The sequence below is a fragment of the Mycoplana sp. 10N416 genome, from assembly GCF_056394765.1.
This window is the reverse complement of the sequence record NZ_JBFTIM010000005.1, coordinates 242,431-266,508: the sequence shown is the minus strand read 5'-3', so window position 1 is coordinate 266,508 and position 24,078 is coordinate 242,431. Positions and strand designations below refer to the sequence as shown.

Genomic DNA, 24,078 nt, shown 5'->3' with positions numbered 1-24,078 from the left:
CGTTCATCGCGGCATCCACCAATTGGTGCGGGCGCCGATGTGCATGTTGAGCGTCTTCGTCTCGGTATAGTCCTCGACCGCATGCCGGCCGAGTTCTCGGCCGAGCCCGGATTGTTTGTAGCCGCCGAAGGGCAATTCGGAGGCGCCGTCCATGAAGGTGTTCATCCAGATGGTGCCGGCGCGCACTTTCCGTCCGATCGTCAGGCAGGTGTCGAAGTCGCGGCTCCAGACGCCGGCGGAAAGGCCGTAGTCGATAGAATTGGCGATGCGGATCGCTTCGTCGGTCGTCTCGAAGGTCAGGACGGAGAGGACCGGCCCGAACACTTCTTCGCGCGCCACGGCCATGTCCGGCCTGACGCCGGACAGGATCGTCGGCGCCATGAACTGGCCGAGGCCGAGATCGAGTGCTTCGCCGCCAAGCGCGATCCCTGCGCCGGATGCCTGGGCGCCGGACACGTAGCCGGCAATCTTTTCCAGATGCTGCGGCGTGATGATCGCGCCGACCTGCGTCGACGGGTCCAGCGGGTCCCCGACCTTCACCTTCTTGGACAGTTCGGCGATGCGGGCCGTCACCTCGTCGGCGATGTCGCGGTGCAGGATCAGCCGCGAGCCGGCGTTGCAGCATTCGCCGGCGTTGAAATAGGCGCCGAAGACGGCGGCGTCGACGAATTCGTCGAGGTTGGCGTCCGGGAAGACGAGCTGCGGGTTCTTGCCGCCGAGTTCGAGCGAGACCTTCTTGAGCGTCTGCGCGGCGTTCGCCATGGTCAGGCGGCCGACGCCGGTCGAGCCGGTGAAGGAGACCATGTCGACGTCCGGATGTGTCGTCATCGGGGCACCGACCTCGGGGCCGGTGCCGGTGACGATGTTGACGACGCCCGAGGGTATGCCGGCCTCGATGAGGATCTCGCCGAGCACCAGCGTCGAGCCGGAGGTTAGTTCCGACGGCTTGACGACGGTGGTGCAGCCGGCCGCGAGCGCAAAGGGCAGCTTCTGGCTGACGATCAGGAAGGGGAAGTTCCACGGCGTGATGATCGAGACGACGCCGATCGCCTCGCGCAGCACGACGCCGAGCGTGCCCTGTCCGAGCGTGTTGTAGCTCTCGCCATGCAGGTCGCGGGCGAGCGCCGCGGCATAGCGCCAGATGTCGACGGCGCCGCCGAGCTCGGCCTTGGCCTGGCTGATCGGTTTGCCGGATTCGATGGCGTCCAGATGGGCGAGTTCATCGGCGCGCGCGGCGATCAGGTCGGCGGCCTTGAGCAGGATGTTGGAGCGTTCCGCGCCGGTCATGTTCGGCCAGGGACCCTCGTCGAAGGCGCGGCGGGCGGCAGCAATGGCGCGCTCGGCATCGCGCCTGGTGCCGGCCTGGTAGCGGCTGACGGTGACGCCGTGGCCGGGGGCGGCGCGCTCCAGCGTGGCGCCGCCTTCGGTCTCGACCCAGTTGCCGTCAACCAGCATGCGGAAGTCGCGTGCCTTGTAGTTCGTCAGCGCCTTCGGCTGCACCGTGACCGTCATCACCATTCTCCCTTGAATTCAGCGGGGCGCTTTCCGGTGAAGGCGGCGACGCCTTCCTTCAGGTCCCCGGTCTTGGCGACGAGGATGGAGCCGAGGGCTTCCACTGCGCTGCCGTTGTCCTCGCCGTTGGCGACGGCGATCATCAGTTTCGAGATTTCGGTCGCGGCCGGGCCGCGCGCGGCGATGCGGGCCGCGTAGTCCTTTGCCGCCTGCACGGAGGTTCCGGTCTCGACGACCTGGTCGACGATGCCGAGGCTCGACGCCTCCGCCGCCGTCAGCACCTCGCCGCCAAGCAGCATGCGCCGCACGGCTTGCGCGCCAAAACGCTTCACCAGCCGCTGTGTGCCGGACCAGCCGGGCACCATGCCGAGCCCCGCTTCCGGGAGACCGATCTTTACCTGGCTTTCAGCGATGCGGATGTCGGCGGCGGCAGCCAGTTCCAGCCCGCCGCCGAGCGCGTGGCCGTTGATCGCAGCGACCAGCGGCATGCGGAGCGTTGCCAGCCGCTCGAAGACGCGATGGCCAAAGCGCACCCAGGCGTGGCCGAATTCGTTCGGCTCCATGCCGGCCCAGGCGCGGATGTCGCCGCCGGCGGAGAAGGCCTTGCCTTCGCCGGTGAGGATGGCGACACGCACGGCGGCATTCGCCTCGATCGCGTCGCAGGCAGCGGAAAGTTCCTTCAGCATGTCGATGTCGAAGGCGTTCAGCTTCTCCGGCCGCGCCACGGTCAGCGTGGCGATCGGGCCGTCGATCTCGATGCGGATGCGCTCGTCAGCCACGCTCGCCTCCTGCAATTCGCCGCGCCGTCTTGGCCGGCAATTCCAGCCCCAGTGGCGCCTCGTGGAACAGGGCGGCATCCATCGTCTTCAGATTATCGGAGACGATCAGCGGGAATTCTGACTGGTCGAGGATGTGCGCCTGCAGGTCGACGCCCGGCGCAATCTCGGTCAGCACGATGCCCTTGGCCGTCAGCTTCATCACGCAGCGCTCGGTGACATAGGTGATGTCCTGGCCCTGCTCGACGGCGCGGCGACCGGAGAAGGTGACGTGCTCGACCTCGTTCACCAGTTTCTTCAGCTTGCCCTCCTTCTCGATGACGAGCTTGCCGTCCTCGACTGAAAGCTTTGCACCCGCATTGAACATGCCGGAGAAGACGATCTTCCTGGCCCTTGCGGTGATGTCGACGAAGCCGCCGACACCGGCCGTCACATGCGGGCGGAAGGAGAGTTTGGAGACGTTGACGGAGCCGTCGCGTCCGATCTCGAGGAAGGACAGCAGCGAGGCATCGAAGCCGGCGCCCTGGAAATAGGTGAACTGGTAGGGCGAGGGCATGAAGGCATCGGCATTGGAGGCGCAGCCGAAGGCGAAGTCGAGCAGCGGCACGCCGCCGACCGCACCCTGTTCGATCACCCAGGTGACGGCGCCATGCAGGCCTTCCTCCAGCAGGATGCGCGGCACGTTGGCGGAGATGCCGAAGCCGAGATTGACGCAGCTTCCGGCCTGAAGCTCCTGCGCGACGCGGCGGGCGATGACTTTCTGGATGTTGAACTCCGGCACCCGGAACGTCTCGAGCGGACGCATGATCTCGCCTGATATCGCCGGGTCGTAGAGGGTCTGCGTCGTCTGTTTCTGGTCGGGATCGACGACGACATAGTCGACCAGCATGCCGGGCACGCGGACGTCGTGGGGGCGCAGTGAGCCGGCCTTGGTGATGCGCTTGACTTGGGCGATGACGATGCCGCCGTTGTTGCGGGCGGCGAGCGCCTGGTCGAGGCCGCCAAGATAGGCGCCCTCGTGCTCATAGGTGAGGTTGCCGCGCTCGTCGGCAGTGGTGGCGCGAATGATCGCCACCTGGGGCAGGATCGCCGGAAAGTACAGCCACTCCTCGCCCTCGAATTCGATCTTCTTCACGACCGGCTCGGCGGCGGCCTTGTCGTTCATCGCGCAGCCCTGCCGGGATGGATCGACGAAGGTGTCGAGGCCGACCTTGGTGAGCACGCCGGGACGCTTGGCGGCCGCCTCGCGATGCATGTCGAACAGGATGCCGGAGGGGATGTTGTAGGCCGGGATGTCGTTGCCGGTGATCATCTGCCAGATCAGCGGCGGCTCGGCGGAGGAGGGACCGGACGGATAGGAGCCGCCGATGATCTTCGCAAGCAGCCCCTTCCGGGCAATGTAATCCACGCCCTTGATGCCGCTCATGTCGCCGGCGGCGATCGGGTGCAGGGTGGTGATGTTCTTCGGGTGGCCAGACGCCTCGAAGCGCTCGCCGATCGCCTTCAGCATCAGGTCCGGGCAGCCGAGGCCGGACGATGACGACACCGAGACGATGGCGCCGTCAGGGATCAGGCTTGCCGCTTCGGCGGGGGTAATGTGCTTGCTCATGATACTGCTCAAAGTCCTGATACGATCGTCACGGCCTTGCCGGTCTTAGCTGCATCCACGACGGCAAGGCCGGTCGCCAGCGACCAGACGCCGTCCTCGCCGGTGGCGGCGGGTTTGCCCTTGCCGGCGATTGCGGCATGAAACGCGGCAAGCGCCGTCTCGTAGAGGTTGCGGTGGTCGAGCGGCAGGTCCTGCTCGCCCTCGGCGTTGCGCAGCGTCACGGTGCCGACCGGCCGCTGGGTCATGACGTTGCGGCCGATCAGCGAACCGTCGGTGCCGTGCACCTCCAGCCCGGTCTCGGCAAATTTGGTGGTGAAGCCGTCATGGAACTGGGCGATGACGCCGGACTTGAAGCGCAGCACGCCCATCACGGCGTCCTCGAGGCCGGCCTGGCCCATGCCGCCCATCTGCGAGAAGGCGATCGCTTCAACCGGGTCGTCGCCGAGGATGAAGCGCAGCGTGTCGGTGTCGTGGACGGTGATGTCGAGGATGACGCCGCCGCCGGCGTCCGGCCGCTCGAGGCGCCAGCCCTGCAGGTGCGGCGGCAGGTAGACGGCATGAAAGACGCGGGCGGCCAGCGGCTTGCCGATCCGACCCGCCGCGATCGCATCGCGCATGGCGCGATGGGTGGCGGCGTTGCGCAGGTGGTGGTTCGTCGCCATGACGACACCGGCATCGTTCGCCGCCTTCACCATCGCCTGCGCATCCTTCAGCGAGGTCGCCAGCGGCTTTTCGCACAGGATGTGCTTGCCGGCGCGGGCGGCGGCGATTGCCTGGTCGCGGTGCAGTTCGTTGGTCGTGGAGATGTAGACGGCGTCGACCTGCGGATCGCCGACGAGATCGGCGGTGGTCGTGACGGGTTTGCCAATGCCGTGGTCGGCGGCGTATTTTTGGCCGCGCTCGGCGCTGGTGCTCATGACGGAGACGATCTCGCCGCCGGTGGCCCGGATCGCCCCGATCACCCATTCATGCGCGATCGTGCTCGCGCCGATCAGTCCCCACCGCGTCATCCGATGCTCCTCCGTTCTATATCTCTCATCGCCGCGCCGCAGCTCTGGCGCACCACCAGCCGAACCGAGGAGACGATCGCCTCGGCCTCCACCCGGCCGGAATTGATCTGCTTCAAGAGCATCTGCGCCGCGCGCCGGCCCATCCCTTGCGGGTCGACGGAGACCGTCGTCAGTCCGGGTACGGCCGATTCCGCCTCGATCACGTCGTCGAAGCCGACCACGCCGAAGTCGCGGCCCGGCTCCAGCCCGGCGGCGCGCAGGCCGTCACAGACACCGAAGGCGACCGCGTCGTTGAAGCACAGCGCCGCCGTCGGGCGATCGGACAGGAGCATGGCGCGCTCGATCGCAGCGACCCCGCCGGCGCGCGATGGCGCGGAGTTGACGACGAGGGCGTCGCCGGCGTCGATGCCGGCGTGTTTGAGCGCGTCGCGGTAGCCCTGCATGCGCTCGCCGGAGACGGCCGTGTCGGCGAAGCCGCCGAGGAAGGCGATGCGACTGTGGCCGAGCGAAATCAGGTGGGCCGTCGCTTCGCGCGCGCCGGCATAGTTATCCGACGTCAGTGAGGAGACCTTGGCGCCGGCGATGTTGCGTACGACGACCACGACCGGAATGCCGGCGGCCGTCAGCGGCTTGAAATCGGCGGCCTCGGTACCGCGGGCCGGCGAGATAATCAGCCCGGAAACGCCGTGCTCGCGCATCGAGGCGATCACCTCGCGCTGACGGTCGACGCTTTCACCGGTGTTGGCCAGGAACTGCACGAAGCCGGCCGACTGCATGACCATGTCCATGCCGACGGCGAGCTCGGCGAAGAACGAGTTGGTGAGGTCGTTGACGACGATGCCGACGATCTTCGAGGCCGCCGTCTGGCGCAGGTTGGCGGCGCCGCGATTGTAGACGTAGCCGAGTTCGCGGATGGCGGCGTTGACCTTGGCGCGGGTCTGTTCGTTGACGAGCGGGCTTGCCTGCAGGACCAGCGATACGGTCGACTTCGACACGCCGGCGGCGCGCGCAATGTCGATAACGGTCACCCGGCTCTTGGTCACGATTTCCTCCCTCTCGGACCTCCGCCCGCCTTCGATTGAAGATTTATTGGATCGTTCCAATTGAGTCAAGTGGCCTATGCGTGAAAGGCGGCGGCGGCGCCGGCCGTCCTCGGCGGTAGGCGCTCGAACGTGCCGGCGCAATGTGGGGGCTGGCGGAGAGATCGCGGCGCATCGCGCCCCTGCGATCACCTGCGATCGTTCCGCTTGGCCGGAGCGTCGCCACTGTGCAGTCTTCGGGCTTTCCTGGGGACCCATCTCCTAAATAATACCTATATTTCAATTGGTAGTGGATTGAACGCTTCCTGACGGACCTGGTTCGGCCCGGACTGCGACAGCGGTGCGCAGGGCGACCAGGTCCGCGCCAGCGGCAAGCCTGTGGAGGTTGGCCAGGATTGCCTTCGGCGGATGGCCTCACTTGGTCCTCGTATAGTCGGGCCGACTTAGCGTGACCGGACATCCCGGTTACGGGTAAGAAAATCGGGCTCTTGAAATTTGGAACGATCTAAATTATTGACGATGAAAACCGTGGAGGAGGGTAACCAATGCCGACAGTCACGCTTCCGAAGGCGGACGGTACGCTCGAGCACTACGCGCTCACCGGGACGCCGGTCGCGCGGCCCGCCAGCCCGCCGGCGTTCAACCGCATCGCCTATGCGGCTGCTCACGTGGTATCCAATCCGTGGCAGGACGCGCGGCCGTGGGAGGAGCCGGCGATCGACTGGGACGCGACGATGGCGTTTCGCCATCACCTCTGGTCGCTCGGCTTTCGCATCGCCGAGGCGATGGACACCGCCCAGCGCGGCATGGGGCTGAACTGGGCCGGCGCACAGGAACTGATCCGCCGCTCGCTTGCCGAGGCGCGCGCGGTGCCGGGCGCCGATCTCGCTTGCGGGGCGGGCACCGACCATCTCGCGCCCGCCGATGCGCGGTCGCTGGACGATGTGATCGCCGCCTATGAGGAGCAGGTCGGCTTCGTCGAGAAACATGGCGGCCGGGCGATCATGATGGCGAGCCGGGCGCTGGCGCGGGTCGCGCGGTCGCCGGACGACTACCGCAAGGTCTATGGCCGCATTCTCGGCCAGGCGAAGGACAAGGTCGTGCTGCACTGGCTCGGCGACATGTTCGATCCGCAACTCGCGGGCTATTGGGGCTCGAAGGATTTCGAGGGCGCGCTAGAGACGGTGCTGTCGATCATCGACGAGAACCGGGGCAAGGTCGAGGGCATCAAGATCTCGCTGCTCGACAACGCCAAGGAGGTGGCGCTTCGCGACCGGCTGCCGGAGGGCGTCCTCTGCTTCACCGGTGACGACTTCAACTACGCCGAACTGATCGAGGGCGACGGGCAGAAATACAGCCACGCGCTGCTCGGCATCTTCGACGCGGTGGCGCCGCAGGCGTCGAAGGCTCTCGCCTCCCTCGCAGCCGGCGACGTTTCGACCTTTCGGGCCGTGATCGCGCCGACGGTGCCGCTATCACGAAAAATCTTCGAGGCGCCGACTCAGTATTACAAGGCGGGCGTCGTCTTTCTCGCCTGGCTCAACGGCCATCAGCACCATTTCACGATGCCGGCCGGCCTGCAGTCCGCTCGCGGCCTGCTGCACTATGCCGACGTCTTCCGTTTGGCGGACCGGGCGAACGTGCTCGACAAGCCGGACCTTGCGGCAGCATGGATGAAGAACCTTCTCGCCGTGCAGGGGGTCGCGGAGTAGCGCCGAAGTGGGACCGGTCGCCGCCGCGTCCGGAAACGCGCCGCAAGGTGCTGGAGGCGCTCGGCTATCGAGTCAACCAGCTTGCTCGTCATCAATTTTCGATCCCGATCCCGGAACAGTTTTGCATCGCCGGCTTCGATGACATCGCCCAGGCGTCCTGGATTTCCTATCAGTTGACGACGTTTGCCTAGCCAGTGGGGGCGATCGCCAATGCGGCGGTCACCTGGATCACGGACGCGCCCGCCGATGAGGGGCGCGGGGACTCTACAAGGCTGCACGCCGAACTCGTCTGGCGCGAGACGATCCGCCGGTGAGCATTGCTCCTCTGGTCGCCGACGCCTCGCGCTAGGTCCGGAGCACGCGATAGATGGCCGGGATGACCAGCACCGTCATCAGCGTCGAGGACGCAAGACCAAACAGCAGCGAGATCGCCAGCCCCTGGAAGATTGGATCGGCGAGGATGACCGCCGCCCCGATCATCGCGGCAAGTGCTGTAAGCAGGATCGGCTTGAAGCGGATCGAACCGGCCTCGATCAGAATCTCCGTCAACGGTCGGTCACCGGTATCGGCGTGGCGGATGAAATCTACCAGCAGGATCGAGTTGCGCACGATGATGCCGGCGAGTGCGATGAAGCCGATCATCGAGGTGGCCGAGAACGGGGCCGCAAACAACCAGTGGCCGCCAAGGATGCCAATGAAGGTGAGCGGGATCGGTGTCAGTACAACCAGCGGCACCTTGAACGAGCCGAACTGCGCCACGACGAGGATGTAGATGCCGAGAAGGGCGATCATGAAGGCGGCGCCCATGTCGCGGAACGTGACCCAGGTCACCTCCCATTCGCCGTCCCATAGCAGGGTGGCGGCCCTTTCGTCCTCAGGCTGGCCATGCAGCGACACGACGGGTTTGGGCAGGCCGGTCCAGTCCTGCGCGTCGAGTGCTTCCTGGACGGCGAGCATGCCGTAAAGCGGTGCCTCGAAGGCGCCGGCGAGCTCGGCGGTGACCATCTCGGCGGCGCGGCCGTTGTGGCGGAAGACGGGGAAGGAGGCGCGCTCCTCCGCGACCTGCACCACGTCGCCCAGTTCGACCACGCTGCGATCGCCCGGCAGCACGTTGGCCGGTATGGGGGTCGTCAGGAAGCGCTCGTCGAGCGTGCGCTCGCCCTTCGGCCGCTCGATCCGGATCGGGATTGGCTGCCTGCCGCCGCTGCGATGCGAATATCCGATCGTCTTGCCGCCATTGAGGATGTCGATGGTGTCGAACACGTCGCCCTGCTTGACCTGGAACAGTTCCAGGTCGTCGGTCGAGATCGTCATCCGCAGGCGGCGCGCGGCCGTTCCGTAGGAATTGTCGGTGTCGACGATGAACGGCACGGCGCGGAACGCCCCCTCGACCCGTTCAGCAACCCGACGGCGGGTCTCGGCATCGGGGCCGTAGATCTCGGCCAGGAGCGTTGCCATCACCGGCGGGCCGGGCGGCGGCTCCACCATCTTGAGACTGGTTCCGTCGGGCATCGCCACCGCGGCGATCCGCTCGCGGATGTCGAGGGCGATCGCGTGGCTGGAGCGGCTGCGCTCGCTCTTGGGCAGCAGGTTGATCGCCACTTCGCCCTGATGCGGCTCGGTGCGATAGAAGGCATGCCGCACGAGGCCGTTGAAGTTGAAGGGGGCGGCGGCTCCCGCATGGGCCTGAACGGATCGAACCTCATCCATATCGAGCGTGATCCGCGCCACGGCCTGTGCCACCGCGTCGGTGGCTTCCACCGATGAGCCCTCGGGCAGGTCAATGGTGACGGAAAGCTCCGACTTGTTGTCGAATGGCAGCAATTTCACCGTGACGTCCTTGGTGTAGAACAGCAGCAGCGAGCCCAGCGTCAGAGCGCCGACGATGAGAAGGAAGGTCCAGCTTGCGGCCTTGGACGACAGGATCGGCCTCGCGACCGAAGCGTAGATGCGCCCGAGCATGCCACCATGCGCATGGTCGTCATGGGTGTGAACCGGCCTGCCGCCCGCAATCTTCAGCATCAGCCAGGGGGTTACCGTGACTGCGACGAAGAAGGAAAAGATCATCGCGGCGGACGCATTGGCGGGGATCGGGCTCATGTACGGGCCCATCATCCCCGACACGAACAGCATGGGCAGAAGCGCGGCGACCACCGTCAGCGTTGCCACGATGGTCGGATTACCGACCTCTGCCACCGCCTCGATGGCGGCCTGTTGCCGCTTGCGGTCGTCGCCCATGCCCCAGTGCCGGGCGATGTTCTCGATCACGACGATGGCGTCGTCGACAAGGATGCCGATGGAGAAGATCAGCGCAAACAGCGAAACGCGGTTGAGCGTGTAGCCCATCACCCAGGAGGCAAACAGCGTCAGCAAAATGGTGACGGGAATGACGATCGCGACGACGATCGCCTCCCGTCGTCCGATCGCGACCCAGACAAGCAGGATGATCGACACCGTGGCAAGGCCGAGGTGGAAGAGCAACTCGTTTGCCTTTTCGTTGGCGGTCTCGCCGTAGTCGCGCGTCACCTCGACGGCGATCTGCTCCGGGATCAACGTTCCCTGCAACTGCTCGACCCGGTGCAGGATCGCCTCGGCAACGGTCACGGCATTCGAGCCGGCGCGTTTGGTCACGGCGAGCGTGACGGAGGGCACGCGGACAACGCTGCCGGTCTCGCCGCCGCGCGTGACGGTGGAGACGAGCGCATCGGTCGTGTCGGTGGCGAATTCAATCGCAGCGACGTCGCGCACATAGACCGGGCGGTCGTCGCGCGAGGTGAGAAGCAGATTGCCGATCTGCGCCGGAGTGGCGAGCGTTTCGCCGGCGACCAGGGTGATCTGCTCGCCGTCCTGGCGAAGCAGACCCGCCGGAAAGGCCCGGTTCGCATTGCCGACCGTTTCTGCGAGCTGCTGGAGGGTAACCCCGTAAAGGGAGAGCTTCGACGGGTCGGGGGCGATGCGGATGATCTCGTCGGTCGCGCCGACCAGATAGGCAAAGCCGACATCCTCGATCTTCGTCGTTTCCGTCCTCAATTCGCGGGCGATGCGCGTCAGGTCGTTGGCGGAAATGTGGTCGGCCGCCCCGGGCTTCGGCGACAGCGTCAGCGACACGATCGCGACGTCGTCGATCCCCCGGCCGACGATGTGGGGCTCCGGTATGCCGACGGGAATGCGGTCCATGTTGGCGCGCACCTTGTCGTGGACACGAAGCACGGCGGCATCCGCCGAAGTGCCGACGAGGAAGCGGGCGGTCACCAGGACACTGTCGTCGCGGGTCTGCGAATAGACATGCTCGACGCCGTCGATCCCCTTGACGATCGTCTCCAGCGGTTCGGTGACGAGCTTGACGGTGTCTTCCGCCTTCAGCCCGTCGGCTCGCAACAGGATGTCGACCATCGGCACCGATATCTGCGGCTCCTCTTCGCGCGGCAGGGCAAGCAGCGCGACGAGGCCGAAGACAAAGGCTGCGATAAGGAACAGCGGTGTGAGCGGCGAGGAAATGAAGGCACGCGTCAGCCACCCGGCCAGTCCGAGTCTGGGGGACGACGACGTCATGGCGTAACGACCTTTTCTCCGGCGGAAAGGCCGGTGAGTATCTCCACCATGGGCTCGCCTGCATGGTCCAATCGTTCCCCAGGCACCACCGCCCTAAGGACAGGCTTGCCGTTGTCGAGGACCGTGACGAAATCGATTCCCGAGCGTGTTTCCATCGCCGCGGCCGGCACAAGGAGCGCATCTCTCTGTCCGACGGGCAGTTGCACCAGGATGCGCGCATTGACGAAGGCTTCGTCTAGTTCCGCGACTTCGACGTCGGCGACGACGCGCCCGTTCTCGATGCGGGGATAGATCTTGGCGAGCCGGCCAACCATCTCGGTGCCGCCTGCCTGGATGCGGATGTCTAAATCCAAGCGCAGCATCTGAGCGTGGCGTTCCGGAATCGCCAGCCGCAGGAAAAAGCCGCCGCTGCCGACCGTCGCGACGGTCTCACCGGCCAGCACCACGGCGCCGCGGGTCGTGGGTACGGTCAGGACACGTCCGGCGGCGGGAGCGAGCACCTCGCCCTCCTGCTGTTGCCGGACAACCACCGACCGCTGCGCCTCTGCGGCCGCGATCTGGTTCGTCGTCACGTCCAGTTCCGCCTGGAGCTGTTCGAACCGCTGGACCGTAATCACGCCGCGTTCGATCAGGGATTTTCCGCGGCTCAGCTCGGACCGGGCCCGTTCCTGCTGCGAGCGCAGGGCGGCGATCTGGGCGTCAAAGGAGGAGATCTGATACGTGATCTTGTCGTCCTGGATGCGGGCAATGCGCTGGCCCGGCTCGACGCTGTCGCCCTCACTGACGAGCAGCTCGGCGATCGTTCCGCCGATCCGTGCCCGCGCCGGGACGAGATCGCGCGTCTCCACACGGCCATAGACCGGCTTCCACTCCGTGATGGCGGTCGTGGTGATTGTCATTTCCCCAGCGGTCGCCCCCAGGAGGAGGGCAGCCAAGAAGATGTAGCGCATTGATGGCCTCGGTCGTGTTTTAAAGCATGTCTCCCGAAAGGGGGGGCCGTTTCGGGAGACATGCGAAAAACCAAAGAGCTGATGAGTGTGAAGCAGCGAAACGCGCTTAGAAGGCGGTCCCGGACTTGACGCCCAGTTTCTTGAGCAGCTTCGCGGCCGGGCAGAATCCGGTGAAGGCGGATTGCAGCAGGTTGGCGCCGACGAAAACGGTCAGCCAGACGAAGAGCGGCGACACCCAGACCGTTAGGGCAACGGACAAGAGAACCATGAAGCCGGCAAAGGCGAGAATGGACTTATCGAGAGACATGACGTTTTCTCCGTGTTTGATAGATCTGTATATACGTAGTATGGTATATTTACGCAAGGCCCTTGCGAGACGTCGATCGACAGGCGCGCTCAGGCCCATCAAGTGGGCCGCCGGGCAAGCAGCCGATGCGCCGCATCGGCAGACCAGCCGCTGAACGGAGTTTCGTTTGATGTTGACGATATATGCAAATAACCGTAGATGCATAGGCGTGAAACTAGATGCCGATCTGATGCAGGCCGCGGCCGACGAGGCAAGCGAGCTCTTGAAAGCGATGTCGAACCGGCACCGCCTGCTGATCCTGTGCCAGTTGATCGAAGGCGAGAAATCGGTCGGCCAACTGGCCGAATTCCTGGGCATTCGAGACTCAACGGTCTCGCAGCACTTGGCGCTGTTGCGCAAGGACCGCCTCATCGCCGGACGACGCGATGGGCAGACCATCTGGTATCGCATCGAAAGCGAGCCGGCCCGCAACGTCGTCGGGGCACTGTACAAGACATTCTGTTCTCCCGGCGCCGCGACCTGATCCGAAGGTAGACAAGATCCGGCGGCATCGCGTCATTGGCCGGGCGGTGTGCGCGCCGCAATTTCCGCGTGGTTCCCTTTTGGCGTTCTGGCGCTTTTCGAGCATGTGCAGGGCTGCACAAGTTCTGAAACCGGCGTCGGCCGATTTCAGTTTCCACATGCATGCGCTATCCAGAACCAAAGGCTCAATACGGAGAGAGCGGTATGTCGGTAGCGGAAGTTCGGATCGGGGAAAGCTGGAGGGGGCCACTCTCGGCTGAGTTCGACAGTCCCTACATGGCGGGACTGAAGGGTTTTCTTGTCCGCGAGAAGGAGCAGGGCAAGCGCATCTTTCCCAAGGGGACCGAATATTTCCGCGCGCTCGACCTGACCGCGCTGGAGGACGTCAAGGTCGTGATCCTTGGTCAGGACCCCTATCACGGCGAAGGCCAGGCGCACGGCTTATGTTTCAGCGTGCGGCCCGGCGTGCGCATCCCGCCGTCGCTCGTCAACATCTACAAGGAAATCGAGGCCGATCTCGGCATCCCAAGGGCGCGTCATGGCTTTCTGGAGCACTGGGCGCGGCAGGGCGTGCTGCTGTTGAACAGCGTTCTGACAGTGGAAATGGGGCGTGCCGCCTCACATCAGGGGCAGGGCTGGGAGCGCTTCACCGATGCGGTGATCCGCGCGGTGAACGAAAACGACAAGCCGGTCGTCTTCATGCTCTGGGGTTCCTATGCGCAGAAGAAGGCGGCGTTCGTCGACCCGCAACGGCATCTTGTGCTGCGTGCGCCGCATCCCTCGCCGCTCTCCGCCCACAGCGGCTTCCTTGGCTGCCGGCATTTCTCCAAGGGAAACGCGTTCCTGGAAGGCCGGGGACGCGAGCCGATCGACTGGCGCCTGCCCGCCAGTCCGGAATAGGCTCAGGCCGGGCGGGAAAGCGTCTCGGCAATCAAGGCCAGCACCGCATCGGCATCGATGCCGATGCAGGCGTGCTGGCTCGGCAGCTCGTCCCAATTCCCCGGCGGAAAGGTGCGTCCATCCGGCTTCTGGATCGTCTGGCCATCGGCAATGCCGCCGGCGACGACGCGGATCGTGCCGCTGCGAGTGGTGAACAGTTCCGGCGCCACCAGGTAGACGCAGGCACAACTGTCGTGAACGACCATGCCGTCCTTCACGTGCCGGCCGTAGAAGTCGATGTACAACTGGGAGATATCGGAAAGCAGCCTGGCGCGCGCGCCGCCTTTCGCGACGATCTCGTTCAGCAGCGTGCGCGTCATCACCGTCTTCATCGTCACGTCGAGCCCGACGACCGTCACCTCCCAGGGTGCCGTCACAACGACGTCGGCCGCTTCCGGATCGCCGTGGATATTGGCTTCGGCCGCGGGCGTGATGTTGCCGGGCACGTCGAAGGCGCCGCCCATGATGATCACCTGCTTCACCAGCGCGGCGATTTCCGGATCCTCCTTCAGCGCAAAGGCGAGGTTCGACATCCTGCCGACGGCGATCAATGTCACTTCGCCCGGGTTTTGGCGCACGGTGTCGATGATGAAGCGATGGGCGGGGCGGGGATCGATCGGCAGGTCGATCGTCTGCGGCACGTCGATGTTGCCGAGCCCGTCATGGCCATGGATCATCACCGGCCAGTCGGTCGGGTTGCGCATCGGATTGAAGGCCTTGCCGTCGCCCTTGGCGACGGGAGCGGCAATCTTCCACTCGCGCTTCAGGAACAGCGCGTTGCGCGTCGTCGTCTCGACCGAGGCGTTGCCGAAGACGGTGGTGATGCCGATCAGGTCGATGTCGGGATGCTGGTGCAGGAAGAGCAGAGCCATGGCATCGTCGATGCCGGGATCGGTGTCGAATATGACCTTGTGCATGGTGGCGATTCTTTCGAGGTCTGCAGTGCGGTCTACTGGAACCGGCGGATCGAGAAAGCGTCAAGTTCCGGGCTGGCCTGGCCGGCAAAGAGTGCGGCCACGTGGCGCCCGGTGGCGGCCGACAGCGTGAGGCCGAGATGGCCGTGGCCGAAGGCAAAGGCGATGCGCGGGTCGCCCGGGTGCAGGCCGATGACCGGGATGGAATCCGGCGTCGAGGGACGACGGCCCATCCATTCCGTGCCACCGTCCTCCGGCAGCTCTGGAACGTAGCGGCGCATCTTCTTGCGCATGGCGGCGGCGCGCGCGTAGTTGGCGGCGGTGTCGGGTTTGGCCATTTCCACGGCGCCCCCGACGCGCAGCATGTTTTCGAACGGCGTTGCGACGAAGCCATGTTCGGAGAAGAACACCGGCATCTCCAGCGTCACCGACGGATTGACGAAGGTGGTGTTGTAGCCACGCTCGGTCTCGAGCAGCACCTGCAGGCCGAGCCGCTCGACGAGCGCCTTGGACCAGACCCCGGCAGCGACGACGACCTTGTCGAAGCGATGGGTGTTCTGCGCCTCGGTGCGAACCGATATGCCCTGATCGTTCCATTCTATCGATGAGACGGCCGCATCGATGAAGGCCGCGCGCTCGCGAATCGATGCCTGCAGCCGGCGCAGGAAAGTCAGCGGATACTCGAAGGTCTGATAGCCCTGGTTGAACACGGCGCCGGCGAAATTGCCGCTCAGCGCCGGAACGCGGCGACGCGCCTCGGCCGCATCAAGCTTCTCGATGTCGAACCCGCCAAGCAGGCGAGCGTTTTCAACCTCGTGGGCGAAGGCCTTGTCGCGTGCGGCTACCGTATCGAAGATCGCCAACGCGCCGGTCTTGCGGATATAGCCGGAGATACCGGCCATCTTCGCCATGGAGGCGTGATCGGCCGCCGCGGTTCGCATGAGGAAGGTCAGCGCCTGTCGGGATTGCTCGACCTGTCCCGGCCGTGAGGACAGCAGGAAGCGCGTCAGCCAGGGCAGGAGAGAGGGGAGGTCCTTCCAGCGCACCGTCAGCGGTCCGAGCGGATCAAGCAGCCAGCCAGGCGCCGATAAGAGCATTCCGGGCCGCGCGATCGGGTCGATTTCCGGAGCGGCGAGGATGCCGGCGTTACCGACGGAGGCCGGCAATCCGCCCGCGTCGCGCTCGATGACCGTCACCTGGTGGCCGCGGTCGAGAAGATGAAGTGCTGTGGCGCAGCCAATAATGCCGCCGCCGACGATGCCGATATGTGCCATGCCTGTCCTGCTAGGTCCGCGCGGTGGCTCGCCATAACGGGAGGCCACCTCCTGATCGGGGCGGACGATAGACGGAAACGAAAGGCCTGTCGACCGCGCCCCGGTCGGTCACGCACAGCTGGTTTCGGCCGTCACCACTGCCCTCGACATCGTCTGCTCCGTGGTCAGTGGCGCGCCGATGGCCCTGGAATCTCAGTCGCCGTCTGCCGGCTGCGCATGGTCTGCACGACGAAGGCAGCGACAAACAGAACCGTCATGAGAACAACGATCGTGGGTGCCGGGGCGCTGTCGAGGAAGAAACTGAGATAGATTCCCGCGAGTGAGGCACCGACGGCAATGGCCACGGCGGTTGCGAGCATGGTTGCGAATCGCCGCGTCAGAAGCGCGGCGATCGCGCCCGGTGCCACCAGCAACGCCACCGACAGGATAATGCCGACCGCCTTGAGTGCGCCGACGACAACCAGCGACAGCACCGCCAGCAGGCCGTAGTGCAGCAGGTTGACGGGCAGGCCGATTGCCGCAGCGTGCTGCCGGTCGAACGCCTGCACCAACAGATCCTTGCGGAAGAACAGGATGAAGGCGGTGCAGGCGAGCGCAATCAGTCCCGTTTCGACGAGGTCCGACGGCGCGATGCCGAGCATGTCGCCGAACAGGATATGGTCGAGGTGGACGTCGGATTCGATCGCCACATAGAGCACGATGCCGAGCCCGAACATGCCCGAGAAGACGATGCCGAGCACCGTATCCTCCTTCACCCGGCTGTTGGTGCGGATGTAGCCCGCCGCGAGCGCGCAGAAGAGGCCGGCAACGAAGGCGCCGACGGCAAAGGGGAGGCCGACGACATAGGCGATAACGACGCCCGGCAACACCGCATGGGAGACGGCGTCGCCCATCAGCGACCAGCCCTTCAAAACGAGATAGCAGGACAGCAGCGCCATCGGTACGGCGATCATCAGCGTCACGGCGAAGGCGTATTGCATGAAGCCGAGGCGGAACGGCATGAGGGCAAGGTCAAGGAACTCGCTCATGCAATGCCTCCGCGCTGCTCGAGCGCAAGCCTTCCCTTGCGACGAAGCGCCAGCACCCCGTGCTTCGGTGCGAAGACGAAGGCGGTCAGGAAGATCAGCGTCTGCAGGACGACGATGATGCCGCCGGTGGCGCCGTCGAGGAAATAGGAGGCATAGGCGCCGACCAGGCTGGTGCCGGCGCCGAGCAAAGCGGCGATCACGATCAGCCGCTGGAAGCGGTCGGTCAGAAGATATGCGGTGGCGCCGGGGGTGACGACCATGGCGATGACGAGGAAAGCGCCGACCGTCTGCATGGCAGCGACGGTTGAGGCAGCCAGCAGCGTGAAGAACAGGAGTTTCAGCGCCAGCGGCTTCAGCCCGATCGAGCGGGCATGGTTCTCGTCGAAGAAGGTGACCATCAGGTCCTTCCACTTGAGAAGCAGGATCAGCAGCGTGACGCCGCCGATAATGGCGAGCTGCAGCGTGTCGGAAGGTGTGATGGCCAGGATGTTGCCGAGCACGATCGTCTGGATGTTCACCGAGGTCGGCGACAGTGAGACCATGAACAGGCCGACGCCGAAGAAGGAGGTGAAGATCATGCCGATGATCGCGTCCTCCTTCAGTTTTGTGCGGTGGTTCAGGAACAGCATGGCGCCGGCGGCGAGCCCGCCGGAGAGGAAGGCGCCGAGCGAAAACGGCAGCCCGAGCATGTAGGCGCCGGCGACGCCGGGCACGATCGAGTGCGAGAGTGCGTCGCCGATCAGCGACCAACCTTTCAGCATCAGATAGGCCGACAGGAAGCCGCAGATGCAGCCGACCAGCGCGCTGACCCACATGGCGTTGACCATGTAGCCGTAGCCGAAGGGTTCGAGGAGCAGGGTCACTTTCCGGCCTTCTCCGTTTCTGCTGTCTCGGTCGTCTCGCTGCTCTTTTCGCCATAGATGACGAAAGGCCGCTCGTCGTCGGTGATGACCTTCACCTGGCGCGGATCCGCGTCTTCGTGCAGGTCGTGGCCGGAGAGGATGAAATGGCGCAGCACGCCGCCGAAGGCGCGCTCCAGGTTGGCCTCGGTGAATGTCTCGGCGGTCGGGCCGGAGGCGATTACCGTGCCCTTGACGAAGACGGTGCGGTCGCAGAAATCCGGGACGCTGCCGAGGTTGTGGGTGGAGACGAGCATGACCCGGCCCTCGTCGCGCAGCGTGCCGAGCAGTTGGACGATCTGCTCCTCGGTGGTCACGTCGACGCCGGTGAAGGGCTCGTCGAGCAGGATCACCTGGCCTTCCTGCGCGAGCGCACGGGCGAGGAAGACGCGCTTGCGCTGGCCGCCGGAGAGTTCGCCGATCTGGCGCTTGCGGTAGTCGCTCATATTGACCCGGGCGAGCGCCTCCGAAACCATCTCGTGGTCGCGTTTCGTCGGGATGCGCAGCCAGTTCATGTGGCCGTAACGGCCCATCATCACCACGTCCTCGACGAGGACCGGAAAGGTCCAGTCGACCTCCTCGGCCTGCGGCACGTAGGCGACGAGGTTCTTGCGCAGCGCCTCGCGCACCGGCATGCCGAGAATCGTCACCTTGCCGCCGGCGAGCGGCACGAAGCCCATGATCGCCTTGAAAAGGGTGGACTTGCCGCTGCCATTGACGCCGACAAGGGCTGTGATGGTTCCCCGTGGCACCGAGAAACTGGCATGCTTCAGCGCGGTGACGCCGGTGCGGTAGGTGACGGTGACGTCCTCCGCAACGATGCCGTCGGCCAGTTTCCTGCGGTTGCCCATCATCATTGCGAGAGGCCTTTCACGATCGTTTCCGAGGTCACGCGCAAAAGGTCGAGATAGGTCGGGACCGGGCCGTCGGCTTCGCTGAGGCTATCGACGTAAAGAACGCCGCCGTAGGCCGCACCGGTTTCGGCGGCAACCTGCCGGGCGGGCTTGTCGGAGACGGTGCTTTCGGAGAAGACGACGTGGATGTTGTGCTCGCGCACGGCATCGATCACCGCTTTCACCTGCTTGGGCGTGCCCTGCTGGTCGGCGTTGATCGGCCAGAGGAACAGTTCCTTCAGGCCGAAATCGCGTGTGAGGTAGGAAAAGGCGCCCTCGCTGGTGACGAGCCAGCGCTTGTCCTCCGGCAGTTTGCCAAGTTCAGCCTTGATGTCGACGGAGAGGGCCTTGATCTTCTCGCCGTAGGCCTTGGCATTCGCCTCGTAGACAGCGGCATTGGCCGGATCGATCGAGGTGAGCGCCTTTCTGATGTTTTCGACATAGATCAGCGCATTGTCCGGGGACATCCATGCATGCGGGTTCGGCTTGCCCTCGTACGGGCCCTCGACGATGCTCATCGGCGCGATGCCGTCCGAAACGACGGCACTCGGCACATCGCTGAGATTGGCCAGGAATTTTTCGAACCAGCGCTCGAGGTTGAGGCCGTTCCAGAGCACCAGCGTCGCATCCTGGGCCTTGAGAATGTCGCGCGGGGTCGGCTGGTAATTATGGATCTCGGCGCCGGGCTTGGTGATCGACTCCACGGTCGCGGCGTCGCCCGCCACGTTGCGGGCCATGTCGGCGATGACGGTGAAGGTGGTGATGACTTTCGGCTTTTCCTGGGCTGCGGCTGCCGCGAACCCTCCGAACGTCATGAGCGCTGTTAGAAGGGCTGCTTTAGCCAACCGGGCAATCATGTGAAATCCCAAAACGCTTTTGCAAATGAGTTGCAATAACGTATCGGCGGTGCGACAGGCTGTCAATGCAATTGCAAATCATTCTCAATTATGGCGGGCGTTAACCATTCGAGACGACAAGCGGGGGCGGACGTCGGTTATTGGCCGCGCGCAGCCATTCTTTAAGATTTCGGAAACGCCCCGCGACCTAGGCTGAGCTAGGGTCCTGCGCCAGTTGAGGCCTGCGTTTTTTTCTTCACGATATAGAGTAGTGCGTTCCGGTGAAGTTTATCCCCTCGAAGCTGCGCCTGCCCAAGAAGGTGCTGATTCTCCTCGCAGGCGTCGTTGTCCTGACCGGGGCATCAGGGGCCGTGGCCGCGCTCGTCGGACGTGAAGCCATTCTGGGGCCGCGACCGGAGCGCATCTCCGGCGTAGCCTGCACGACGGTCTTGACGCAGCGCCAGGAACAGGATGGCCAGCGCTGGATCCGCCACTACATTCGCGCCAAGGCCGAGGACGGCGATGTGCGGATCAAGACGGCGCTGCGGGTGGCCGGCGCGCTCTCCAACAAGGAGCAGGCGGATCTCTACCAGGTCGTTCTGCTTGACGAGGCAGGTCCTGCTCAGCGGGCGGATATGCGGGGTCGCGCGATCGGCGCGGAAGTACTGTTTTCCCGCGATCCCGGTAAGGTTCCTGGGATGAACGCACCATTCCAGGCGAGCTATGCCGAAGGCACGGCCGCGGAAAACGGCGAGTTCTACGGCGAGCGCAAGGCGCTCGATCTCGACGAGATCAAGGACATCGTTACGGCGATGGCGGAGCGGGCTGATTGCTTAGACCCCGTCGCGGAGGACGAAGCAGGCGGCGAAGTGGCGAGCGCAGGAGAGGCCGCGCCCGCTGCAGAAGGCTCCCACGAGGTCGCGGCGAACGGACACTGACGCCCAACGTCAGGCGCGAAGCGTTCCCCTTCGCCATGCCGGCCTTGAGCCGGCATCCAGCTGCCGCGTGTCGACGCGGTGAAACGGCTCATAGTCCTTTAGCATTCTTCGCGCCGCAGACGTGGCGTTGTCGGACACCCCGGCTCAAGACCGGGGTGACCAAATGCCTGAGCTCATGAACTCAGTCGTTTTTCGCCCGGCGGGCCGGGAAGAGGATGACGTCGCGGATCGACGGCGCGTTGGTCAAGAGCATGATCAGGCGGTCGACGCCGATGCCGAGACCACCGGCGGGCGGCATGCCCTGGTCGATCGCGTCGAGGAATTCTTCGTCGAGCTGCTTGGCCTTCTCGCCGCGGGCATGCGCCTGCTCGAGTTGCTCGACCATGCGGGCGCGCTGCTCTTCCGGATCGTTGAGTTCCGAGAAGGCGTTGCCGAGTTCCCAGGTGTTGCAATAGGTCTCGAAGCGCTCGACCAGGCGCGGCTCGCCCGGCACTTCCTTGGCAAAGGGCGAGATGTCCTTCGGGAAGTGGGTGACGTGCGCGGGCTGGATCAGCGTCGGCTCGACCTTTTCCTCGAAGAGGAAGGCCAGGCACTCACCCCAGGTCCAGTCCTTCTCGACCTCGAAGCCGGCAGCCTTGGCGGCGGCGCGGGCTTCCTCGTCGGTCTTGAGTGTCAGGAAGTCGATGCCAGTCACTTCCTTGACGGCGTCGGGCATCGGCACGCGGCGGAACGGGCCCTTGAAGGAGATTTCCTTGTCGCCGTAGGCAAATTCGGTCGACCCGTGGATCTTCACAGCCAGTTCCGCGAACATCCGCTCGACGAGGTCCATGACGTCCTCGTAGTCGGCATAGGCCCAGTAGCACTCCATCATCGTGAATTCGGGATTGTGCCGGGTGGAAACGCCTTCGTTGCGGAAGTTGCGGTTGATCTCGAACACCTTGTCGGTGAGCCCCGAAACCAGCGTGCGCTTCAGGTACAGCTCCGGCGCGATACGCAGGAACATGTCGAGCTTCAGCGTGTTGTGATGCGTCTTGAACGGTTCGGCGGTGGCGCCGCCGTAGACCGAATGCAGCATCGGGGTCTCGACCTCCATGAAGCCGTCGTTCTCCATGAAGCGGCGGATGCCGGAGACGATCTTCGAACGCTGCTGGAAACGCAGCTTCGATTCCTCGTTGGTCATGATGTCGAGGTGGCGCTTGCGGTAGCGGATCTCGACGTCGGAGACGCCGTGCCACTTCTCCGGCATCGGCAGCAGCGACTTCGTCAGCATTGTGATTGCTTGCGCATTGATCGTCAGTTCGCCGCGCTTGGTGCGACGGACGACGCCGGTCACGCCGATGATGTCGCCAATATCGATCATCGGCAGCAGGCCACGGGCCTCTTCCGGCGTCGTGTCCTTGTGGCTGAAGATCTGGATCTTGCCGGAGGCGTCATGGAGGTCCATGAACATGCCGGAATTGCGCGAGGAATAGACGCGGCCGGCAACGGTGACGACGTCGCCACTCTCGGTGTCCGGCTCCAGGCCTTCGTATTTCTCCGCCAACTCGGCATTGGTCATCGTCCGGTGGAAATGCGCCGGATAGACGTCGCCGATCTGCTCGCGCAGAAGGTCGAGCTTCTGGCGGCGCACTTCGGTGGCGTCGGAGGAGAGGGCGGTGTCGGTCTTGGTGTCGGTCATCGTGTCAATTCCTGTCGCAGGTTTGCGTTTCTGCGTGTCTGCCCCTCACCCTAACCCTCTTCCCGCAAGCGGGGCGAGGGGACTGGCGCTGCGGCTGGTGTCCTTCTCCCCGCCTGCGGGGAGAAGGTGCCGGCAGGCGGATGAGGGGCTTTTGCCCTTACTTACTTCCCGCTTCCGACCATCGAGGCCACCACCTGCGCGGCCACCTTCAGGCGCTGGCGCACGACGGAGCGGCCGAGGATCGCCATGGAATCGAATAGCGGCAGCGAGCGCGAGGAGCCGGATACGGCGACGAACAGCGGCGCCAGCACCACCTTCAGCTTCTTGCCCATGCGGTCGGCAATCGCGCGCAGCTCAGCCTCGATGCTCTCGACGTTCCACTCGAAGATGCGCTCCAGCTCCGGCTGGACCGTGTTGAGGATCTCCAGGATTTCTTCCGGCGTCGACTTCACCTTGGCGAAGGCGTCCGGGGTCAGTCCGAGGTCGGACTTCAGCAGGAATCCGGCTAGGTCCGGCAGTTCGCCGAGCTTGGTGATGCGCGACTGCGAGAGCTTCAGGCCCTCCTTCAGCCGGTCGTTCTCCATTGCCCAGGCGAGCACGCGGGCGGTGAATTCCTCTTCCGAGAATTTTTCGCGCAGCCAGCGGCCGTTCAGCCAGTCGAGCTTTTGGATGTCGAAGATCGCACCGGACTTGGACAGGTTGTCGGGCTCGAACTTCTCCGACAGCTCGGCCATCGTCATCAGTTCCTCGCCCTCGGCGATCTGGATGAAGAAAAGGCCGAGGAAGTTCATCAGCGCTTCCGGCGCATAGCCGAGCGCGGAATAGTAGGAGATCGAGGTCGGGTTCTTGCGCTTCGACAGCTTCGACTTGTCGGCATTGCGCATCAGCGACAGGTGCATGAAGGTCGGTTCGTCCCAGCCGAAATAGCGATAAAGCAGGATGTGCTTCGGGACCGAAGCCAGCCACTCCTCGCCGCGCGCGACATGGGTGATCTTCATCAGGTGGTCGTCGATGACGTTCGCCATGTGATAGGTCGGCATGCCGTCGGCCTTGATCAGAACCTGCATGTCGACGGAGTCCCACGGGATCGAAACGTCGCCATAGACGCCGTCGCGGAAGTCGCAGGAGCCCTCGGCCGGGATCTTCATGCGCACGACGGAAGGTTCGCCTGCGGCCATGCGGGCGGTCACTTCTTCGGCCTTCAAGTTGAGGCAGAGGCCGTCATACTTCGGCTGCTTGCCTTCGGCGCGCTGGGCGCTGCGCATCTGCTCGAGCCGCTCGGGCGTGCAGAAGCAGCGGAAGGCGTGGCCCTTGTCGAGCAGGTCCTGGGCGTAGGGCTGGTAGAGATCCTTGCGATCGGACTGGCGGTAGGGACCGTAGGGGCCGCCGATATCCGGGCCTTCCGCCCATTCCAGCCCGCACCACTTCAGCGCGTCGAGCACCTTGGTCTCGAATTCCGGCGTCGAGCGGGTCGCGTCGGTGTCCTCGATGCGCAGGATGAAGGTGCCGTTGTGCTTCTTGGCGAACAGGTAGTTGAACAGCGCGATGTAGGCGGTGCCGACATGCGGCTCACCGGTCGGTGAGGGGGCGATGCGGACGCGTACGTTCGTTGCGGAGGTGGTCATGGGTTGCTCGGTCCGGTCGAATGCTCTGACGCCGTTCGCCGGAGGAGTTCCTGCGTGATCGGCT

Annotated in this window: 21 protein-coding genes; 5 read left to right on the top strand and 16 right to left on the bottom strand. The window is 64.8% G+C overall.

Annotated elements, in window-relative coordinates:
* Positions 1 to 3 precede the first annotated feature (3 nt).
* The 5 genes from AC1DDS_RS12680 to AC1DDS_RS12660 are packed head-to-tail and all read right to left on the bottom strand — an operon-like array spanning position 4 to position 5,950.
* Positions 4 to 1,512, bottom strand: coding sequence for an aldehyde dehydrogenase family protein (locus tag AC1DDS_RS12680; RefSeq protein WP_477479216.1), 1,509 nt, complete (start codon positions 1,510 to 1,512; stop codon positions 4 to 6).
* Positions 1,512 to 2,291, bottom strand: a complete 780-nt coding sequence (locus tag AC1DDS_RS12675; RefSeq protein ID WP_477479215.1) for an enoyl-CoA hydratase/isomerase family protein — start codon at positions 2,289 to 2,291, stop codon at positions 1,512 to 1,514. The genes AC1DDS_RS12680 and AC1DDS_RS12675 overlap by 1 nt, the downstream gene beginning before the upstream one ends.
* Positions 2,284 to 3,897 carry an acyl CoA:acetate/3-ketoacid CoA transferase gene (locus AC1DDS_RS12670; RefSeq protein ID WP_477479214.1) on the bottom strand — a complete coding sequence of 538 codons (1,614 nt, stop codon included), beginning with the start codon at positions 3,895 to 3,897 and terminating at the stop codon, positions 2,284 to 2,286. Before AC1DDS_RS12670 ends, AC1DDS_RS12675 begins: the two co-directional genes overlap by 8 nt.
* Positions 3,898 to 3,905: 8 nt before the next feature.
* Positions 3,906 to 4,907: a Gfo/Idh/MocA family protein gene (locus tag AC1DDS_RS12665; protein WP_477479213.1), complete on the bottom strand. Its 1,002-nt coding sequence runs from the start codon at positions 4,905 to 4,907 to the stop codon at positions 3,906 to 3,908.
* Positions 4,904 to 5,950 carry a LacI family DNA-binding transcriptional regulator gene (locus AC1DDS_RS12660; RefSeq protein WP_477479212.1) on the bottom strand — a complete coding sequence of 349 codons (1,047 nt, stop codon included), beginning with the start codon at positions 5,948 to 5,950 and terminating at the stop codon, positions 4,904 to 4,906. Before AC1DDS_RS12660 ends, AC1DDS_RS12665 begins: the two co-directional genes overlap by 4 nt.
* A 542-nt stretch (positions 5,951 to 6,492) precedes the next feature.
* Between AC1DDS_RS12660 and AC1DDS_RS12655 the strand changes: the two genes are divergently transcribed.
* Both AC1DDS_RS12655 and AC1DDS_RS12650 read left to right on the top strand, forming a co-directional pair.
* Positions 6,493 to 7,659: a dihydrodipicolinate synthase family protein gene (locus AC1DDS_RS12655; protein WP_477479211.1), complete on the top strand. Its 1,167-nt coding sequence runs from the start codon at positions 6,493 to 6,495 to the stop codon at positions 7,657 to 7,659.
* Between the two features lie 47 nt (positions 7,660 to 7,706).
* Positions 7,707 to 7,850: a hypothetical protein gene (locus tag AC1DDS_RS12650; protein WP_477479210.1), complete on the top strand. Its 144-nt coding sequence runs from the start codon at positions 7,707 to 7,709 to the stop codon at positions 7,848 to 7,850.
* Positions 7,851 to 8,004: 154 nt separating this feature from the next.
* Here the strand turns inward: AC1DDS_RS12650 and AC1DDS_RS12645 are convergent, their stop codons facing one another.
* The 3 genes from AC1DDS_RS12645 to AC1DDS_RS12635 form a co-directional block, all read right to left on the bottom strand.
* The gene (locus tag AC1DDS_RS12645; protein WP_477479209.1) at positions 8,005 to 11,211 is read right to left on the bottom strand and encodes an efflux RND transporter permease subunit; all 3,207 of its coding nucleotides are present in this window, start codon (positions 11,209 to 11,211) and stop codon (positions 8,005 to 8,007) included.
* On the bottom strand, positions 11,208 to 12,161 hold the full coding sequence (locus AC1DDS_RS12640; RefSeq protein ID WP_477479208.1) for an efflux RND transporter periplasmic adaptor subunit: 954 nt from the start codon (positions 12,159 to 12,161) through the stop codon (positions 11,208 to 11,210). Before AC1DDS_RS12640 ends, AC1DDS_RS12645 begins: the two co-directional genes overlap by 4 nt.
* A gap of 106 nt (positions 12,162 to 12,267) precedes the next feature.
* Entirely contained in the window at positions 12,268 to 12,468 is a 201-nt protein-coding gene (locus AC1DDS_RS12635) for a YgaP family membrane protein (protein WP_310420009.1), read from the bottom strand.
* Between the two features lie 169 nt (positions 12,469 to 12,637).
* Between AC1DDS_RS12635 and AC1DDS_RS12630 the strand changes: the two genes are divergently transcribed.
* Together AC1DDS_RS12630 and ung are read left to right on the top strand one after the other, a co-directional pair.
* Positions 12,638 to 12,991 carry an ArsR/SmtB family transcription factor gene (locus tag AC1DDS_RS12630; protein WP_477479207.1) on the top strand — a complete coding sequence of 118 codons (354 nt, stop codon included), beginning with the start codon at positions 12,638 to 12,640 and terminating at the stop codon, positions 12,989 to 12,991.
* A 203-nt stretch (positions 12,992 to 13,194) separates the two neighbouring features.
* The gene (ung, locus tag AC1DDS_RS12625; protein ID WP_477479206.1) at positions 13,195 to 13,890 is read left to right on the top strand and encodes a uracil-DNA glycosylase; all 696 of its coding nucleotides are present in this window, start codon (positions 13,195 to 13,197) and stop codon (positions 13,888 to 13,890) included.
* Between the two features lie 2 nt (positions 13,891 to 13,892).
* Here the strand turns inward: ung and AC1DDS_RS12620 are convergent, their stop codons facing one another.
* The 6 genes from AC1DDS_RS12620 to AC1DDS_RS12595 all read right to left on the bottom strand — a co-directional run bounded on the left by AC1DDS_RS12620 (position 13,893) and on the right by AC1DDS_RS12595 (position 19,752).
* The gene (locus tag AC1DDS_RS12620) at positions 13,893 to 14,846 is read right to left on the bottom strand and encodes a nucleoside hydrolase (RefSeq protein WP_477479205.1); all 954 of its coding nucleotides are present in this window, start codon (positions 14,844 to 14,846) and stop codon (positions 13,893 to 13,895) included.
* A gap of 32 nt (positions 14,847 to 14,878) precedes the next feature.
* Entirely contained in the window at positions 14,879 to 16,117 is a 1,239-nt protein-coding gene (locus AC1DDS_RS12615) for an NAD(P)/FAD-dependent oxidoreductase (protein ID WP_477479204.1), read from the bottom strand.
* 164 nt (positions 16,118 to 16,281) lie between these two features.
* Positions 16,282 to 17,145, bottom strand: coding sequence for a metal ABC transporter permease (locus tag AC1DDS_RS12610; RefSeq protein ID WP_477479203.1), 864 nt, complete (start codon positions 17,143 to 17,145; stop codon positions 16,282 to 16,284).
* Positions 17,142 to 17,972, bottom strand: coding sequence for a metal ABC transporter permease (locus AC1DDS_RS12605; RefSeq protein ID WP_477479343.1), 831 nt, complete (start codon positions 17,970 to 17,972; stop codon positions 17,142 to 17,144). The genes AC1DDS_RS12610 and AC1DDS_RS12605 overlap by 4 nt, the downstream gene beginning before the upstream one ends.
* A gap of 32 nt (positions 17,973 to 18,004) precedes the next feature.
* Positions 18,005 to 18,901 carry a manganese/iron ABC transporter ATP-binding protein gene (locus tag AC1DDS_RS12600; RefSeq protein ID WP_310419996.1) on the bottom strand — a complete coding sequence of 299 codons (897 nt, stop codon included), beginning with the start codon at positions 18,899 to 18,901 and terminating at the stop codon, positions 18,005 to 18,007.
* Positions 18,898 to 19,752, bottom strand: coding sequence for a metal ABC transporter substrate-binding protein (locus AC1DDS_RS12595; RefSeq protein ID WP_477479202.1), 855 nt, complete (start codon positions 19,750 to 19,752; stop codon positions 18,898 to 18,900). The genes AC1DDS_RS12600 and AC1DDS_RS12595 overlap by 4 nt, the downstream gene beginning before the upstream one ends.
* Before the next feature lie 302 nt (positions 19,753 to 20,054).
* Here AC1DDS_RS12595 and AC1DDS_RS12590 point away from each other — a divergent pair, with 302 nt between their 5' ends.
* A complete protein-coding gene (locus tag AC1DDS_RS12590) occupies positions 20,055 to 20,711 on the top strand; it encodes a hypothetical protein (protein WP_477479201.1) in 657 nt (218 codons plus the stop codon).
* 181 nt (positions 20,712 to 20,892) lie between these two features.
* Here AC1DDS_RS12590 and lysS read toward each other — a convergent pair whose 3' ends face one another.
* Together lysS and gltX are read right to left on the bottom strand one after the other, a co-directional pair.
* Complete coding sequence (gene lysS / locus AC1DDS_RS12585) at positions 20,893 to 22,389, bottom strand: lysine--tRNA ligase (RefSeq protein WP_477479200.1); 1,497 nt, start codon at positions 22,387 to 22,389, stop codon at positions 20,893 to 20,895.
* A 161-nt stretch (positions 22,390 to 22,550) separates the two neighbouring features.
* On the bottom strand, positions 22,551 to 24,014 hold the full coding sequence (gene gltX / locus AC1DDS_RS12580; protein ID WP_477479199.1) for a glutamate--tRNA ligase: 1,464 nt from the start codon (positions 24,012 to 24,014) through the stop codon (positions 22,551 to 22,553).
* Positions 24,015 to 24,078 lie beyond the last annotated feature (64 nt).

Excerpts from the sequence above, each read along its gene's own strand:
- AC1DDS_RS12680 (WP_477479216.1), bottom strand. The coding sequence starts at position 1,512 with ATGACGGTCACGGTGCAGCCGAAGGCGCTGACGAACTACAAGGCACGC.
- AC1DDS_RS12670 (WP_477479214.1), bottom strand. The coding sequence starts at position 3,897 with ATGAGCAAGCACATTACCCCCGCCGAAGCGGCAAGCCTGATCCCTGAC.
- AC1DDS_RS12665 (WP_477479213.1), bottom strand. The coding sequence starts at position 4,907 with ATGACGCGGTGGGGACTGATCGGCGCGAGCACGATCGCGCATGAATGG.
- AC1DDS_RS12655 (WP_477479211.1), top strand. The coding sequence starts at position 6,493 with ATGCCGACAGTCACGCTTCCGAAGGCGGACGGTACGCTCGAGCACTAC.
- AC1DDS_RS12645 (WP_477479209.1), bottom strand. The coding sequence starts at position 11,211 with ATGACGTCGTCGTCCCCCAGACTCGGACTGGCCGGGTGGCTGACGCGT.
- AC1DDS_RS12640 (WP_477479208.1), bottom strand. The coding sequence starts at position 12,161 with ATGCGCTACATCTTCTTGGCTGCCCTCCTCCTGGGGGCGACCGCTGGG.
- AC1DDS_RS12635 (WP_310420009.1), bottom strand. The coding sequence starts at position 12,468 with ATGTCTCTCGATAAGTCCATTCTCGCCTTTGCCGGCTTCATGGTTCTC.
- AC1DDS_RS12630 (WP_477479207.1), top strand. The coding sequence starts at position 12,638 with ATGTTGACGATATATGCAAATAACCGTAGATGCATAGGCGTGAAACTA.
- ung (WP_477479206.1), top strand. The coding sequence starts at position 13,195 with ATGTCGGTAGCGGAAGTTCGGATCGGGGAAAGCTGGAGGGGGCCACTC.
- AC1DDS_RS12620 (WP_477479205.1), bottom strand. The coding sequence starts at position 14,846 with ATGCACAAGGTCATATTCGACACCGATCCCGGCATCGACGATGCCATG.
- AC1DDS_RS12615 (WP_477479204.1), bottom strand. The coding sequence starts at position 16,117 with ATGGCACATATCGGCATCGTCGGCGGCGGCATTATTGGCTGCGCCACA.
- AC1DDS_RS12610 (WP_477479203.1), bottom strand. The coding sequence starts at position 17,145 with ATGAGCGAGTTCCTTGACCTTGCCCTCATGCCGTTCCGCCTCGGCTTC.
- AC1DDS_RS12605 (WP_477479343.1), bottom strand. The coding sequence starts at position 17,972 with ATGGTCAACGCCATGTGGGTCAGCGCGCTGGTCGGCTGCATCTGCGGC.
- AC1DDS_RS12600 (WP_310419996.1), bottom strand. The coding sequence starts at position 18,901 with ATGATGATGGGCAACCGCAGGAAACTGGCCGACGGCATCGTTGCGGAG.
- AC1DDS_RS12595 (WP_477479202.1), bottom strand. The coding sequence starts at position 19,752 with ATGACGTTCGGAGGGTTCGCGGCAGCCGCAGCCCAGGAAAAGCCGAAA.
- lysS (WP_477479200.1), bottom strand. The coding sequence starts at position 22,389 with ATGACCGACACCAAGACCGACACCGCCCTCTCCTCCGACGCCACCGAA.
- gltX (WP_477479199.1), bottom strand. The coding sequence starts at position 24,014 with ATGACCACCTCCGCAACGAACGTACGCGTCCGCATCGCCCCCTCACCG.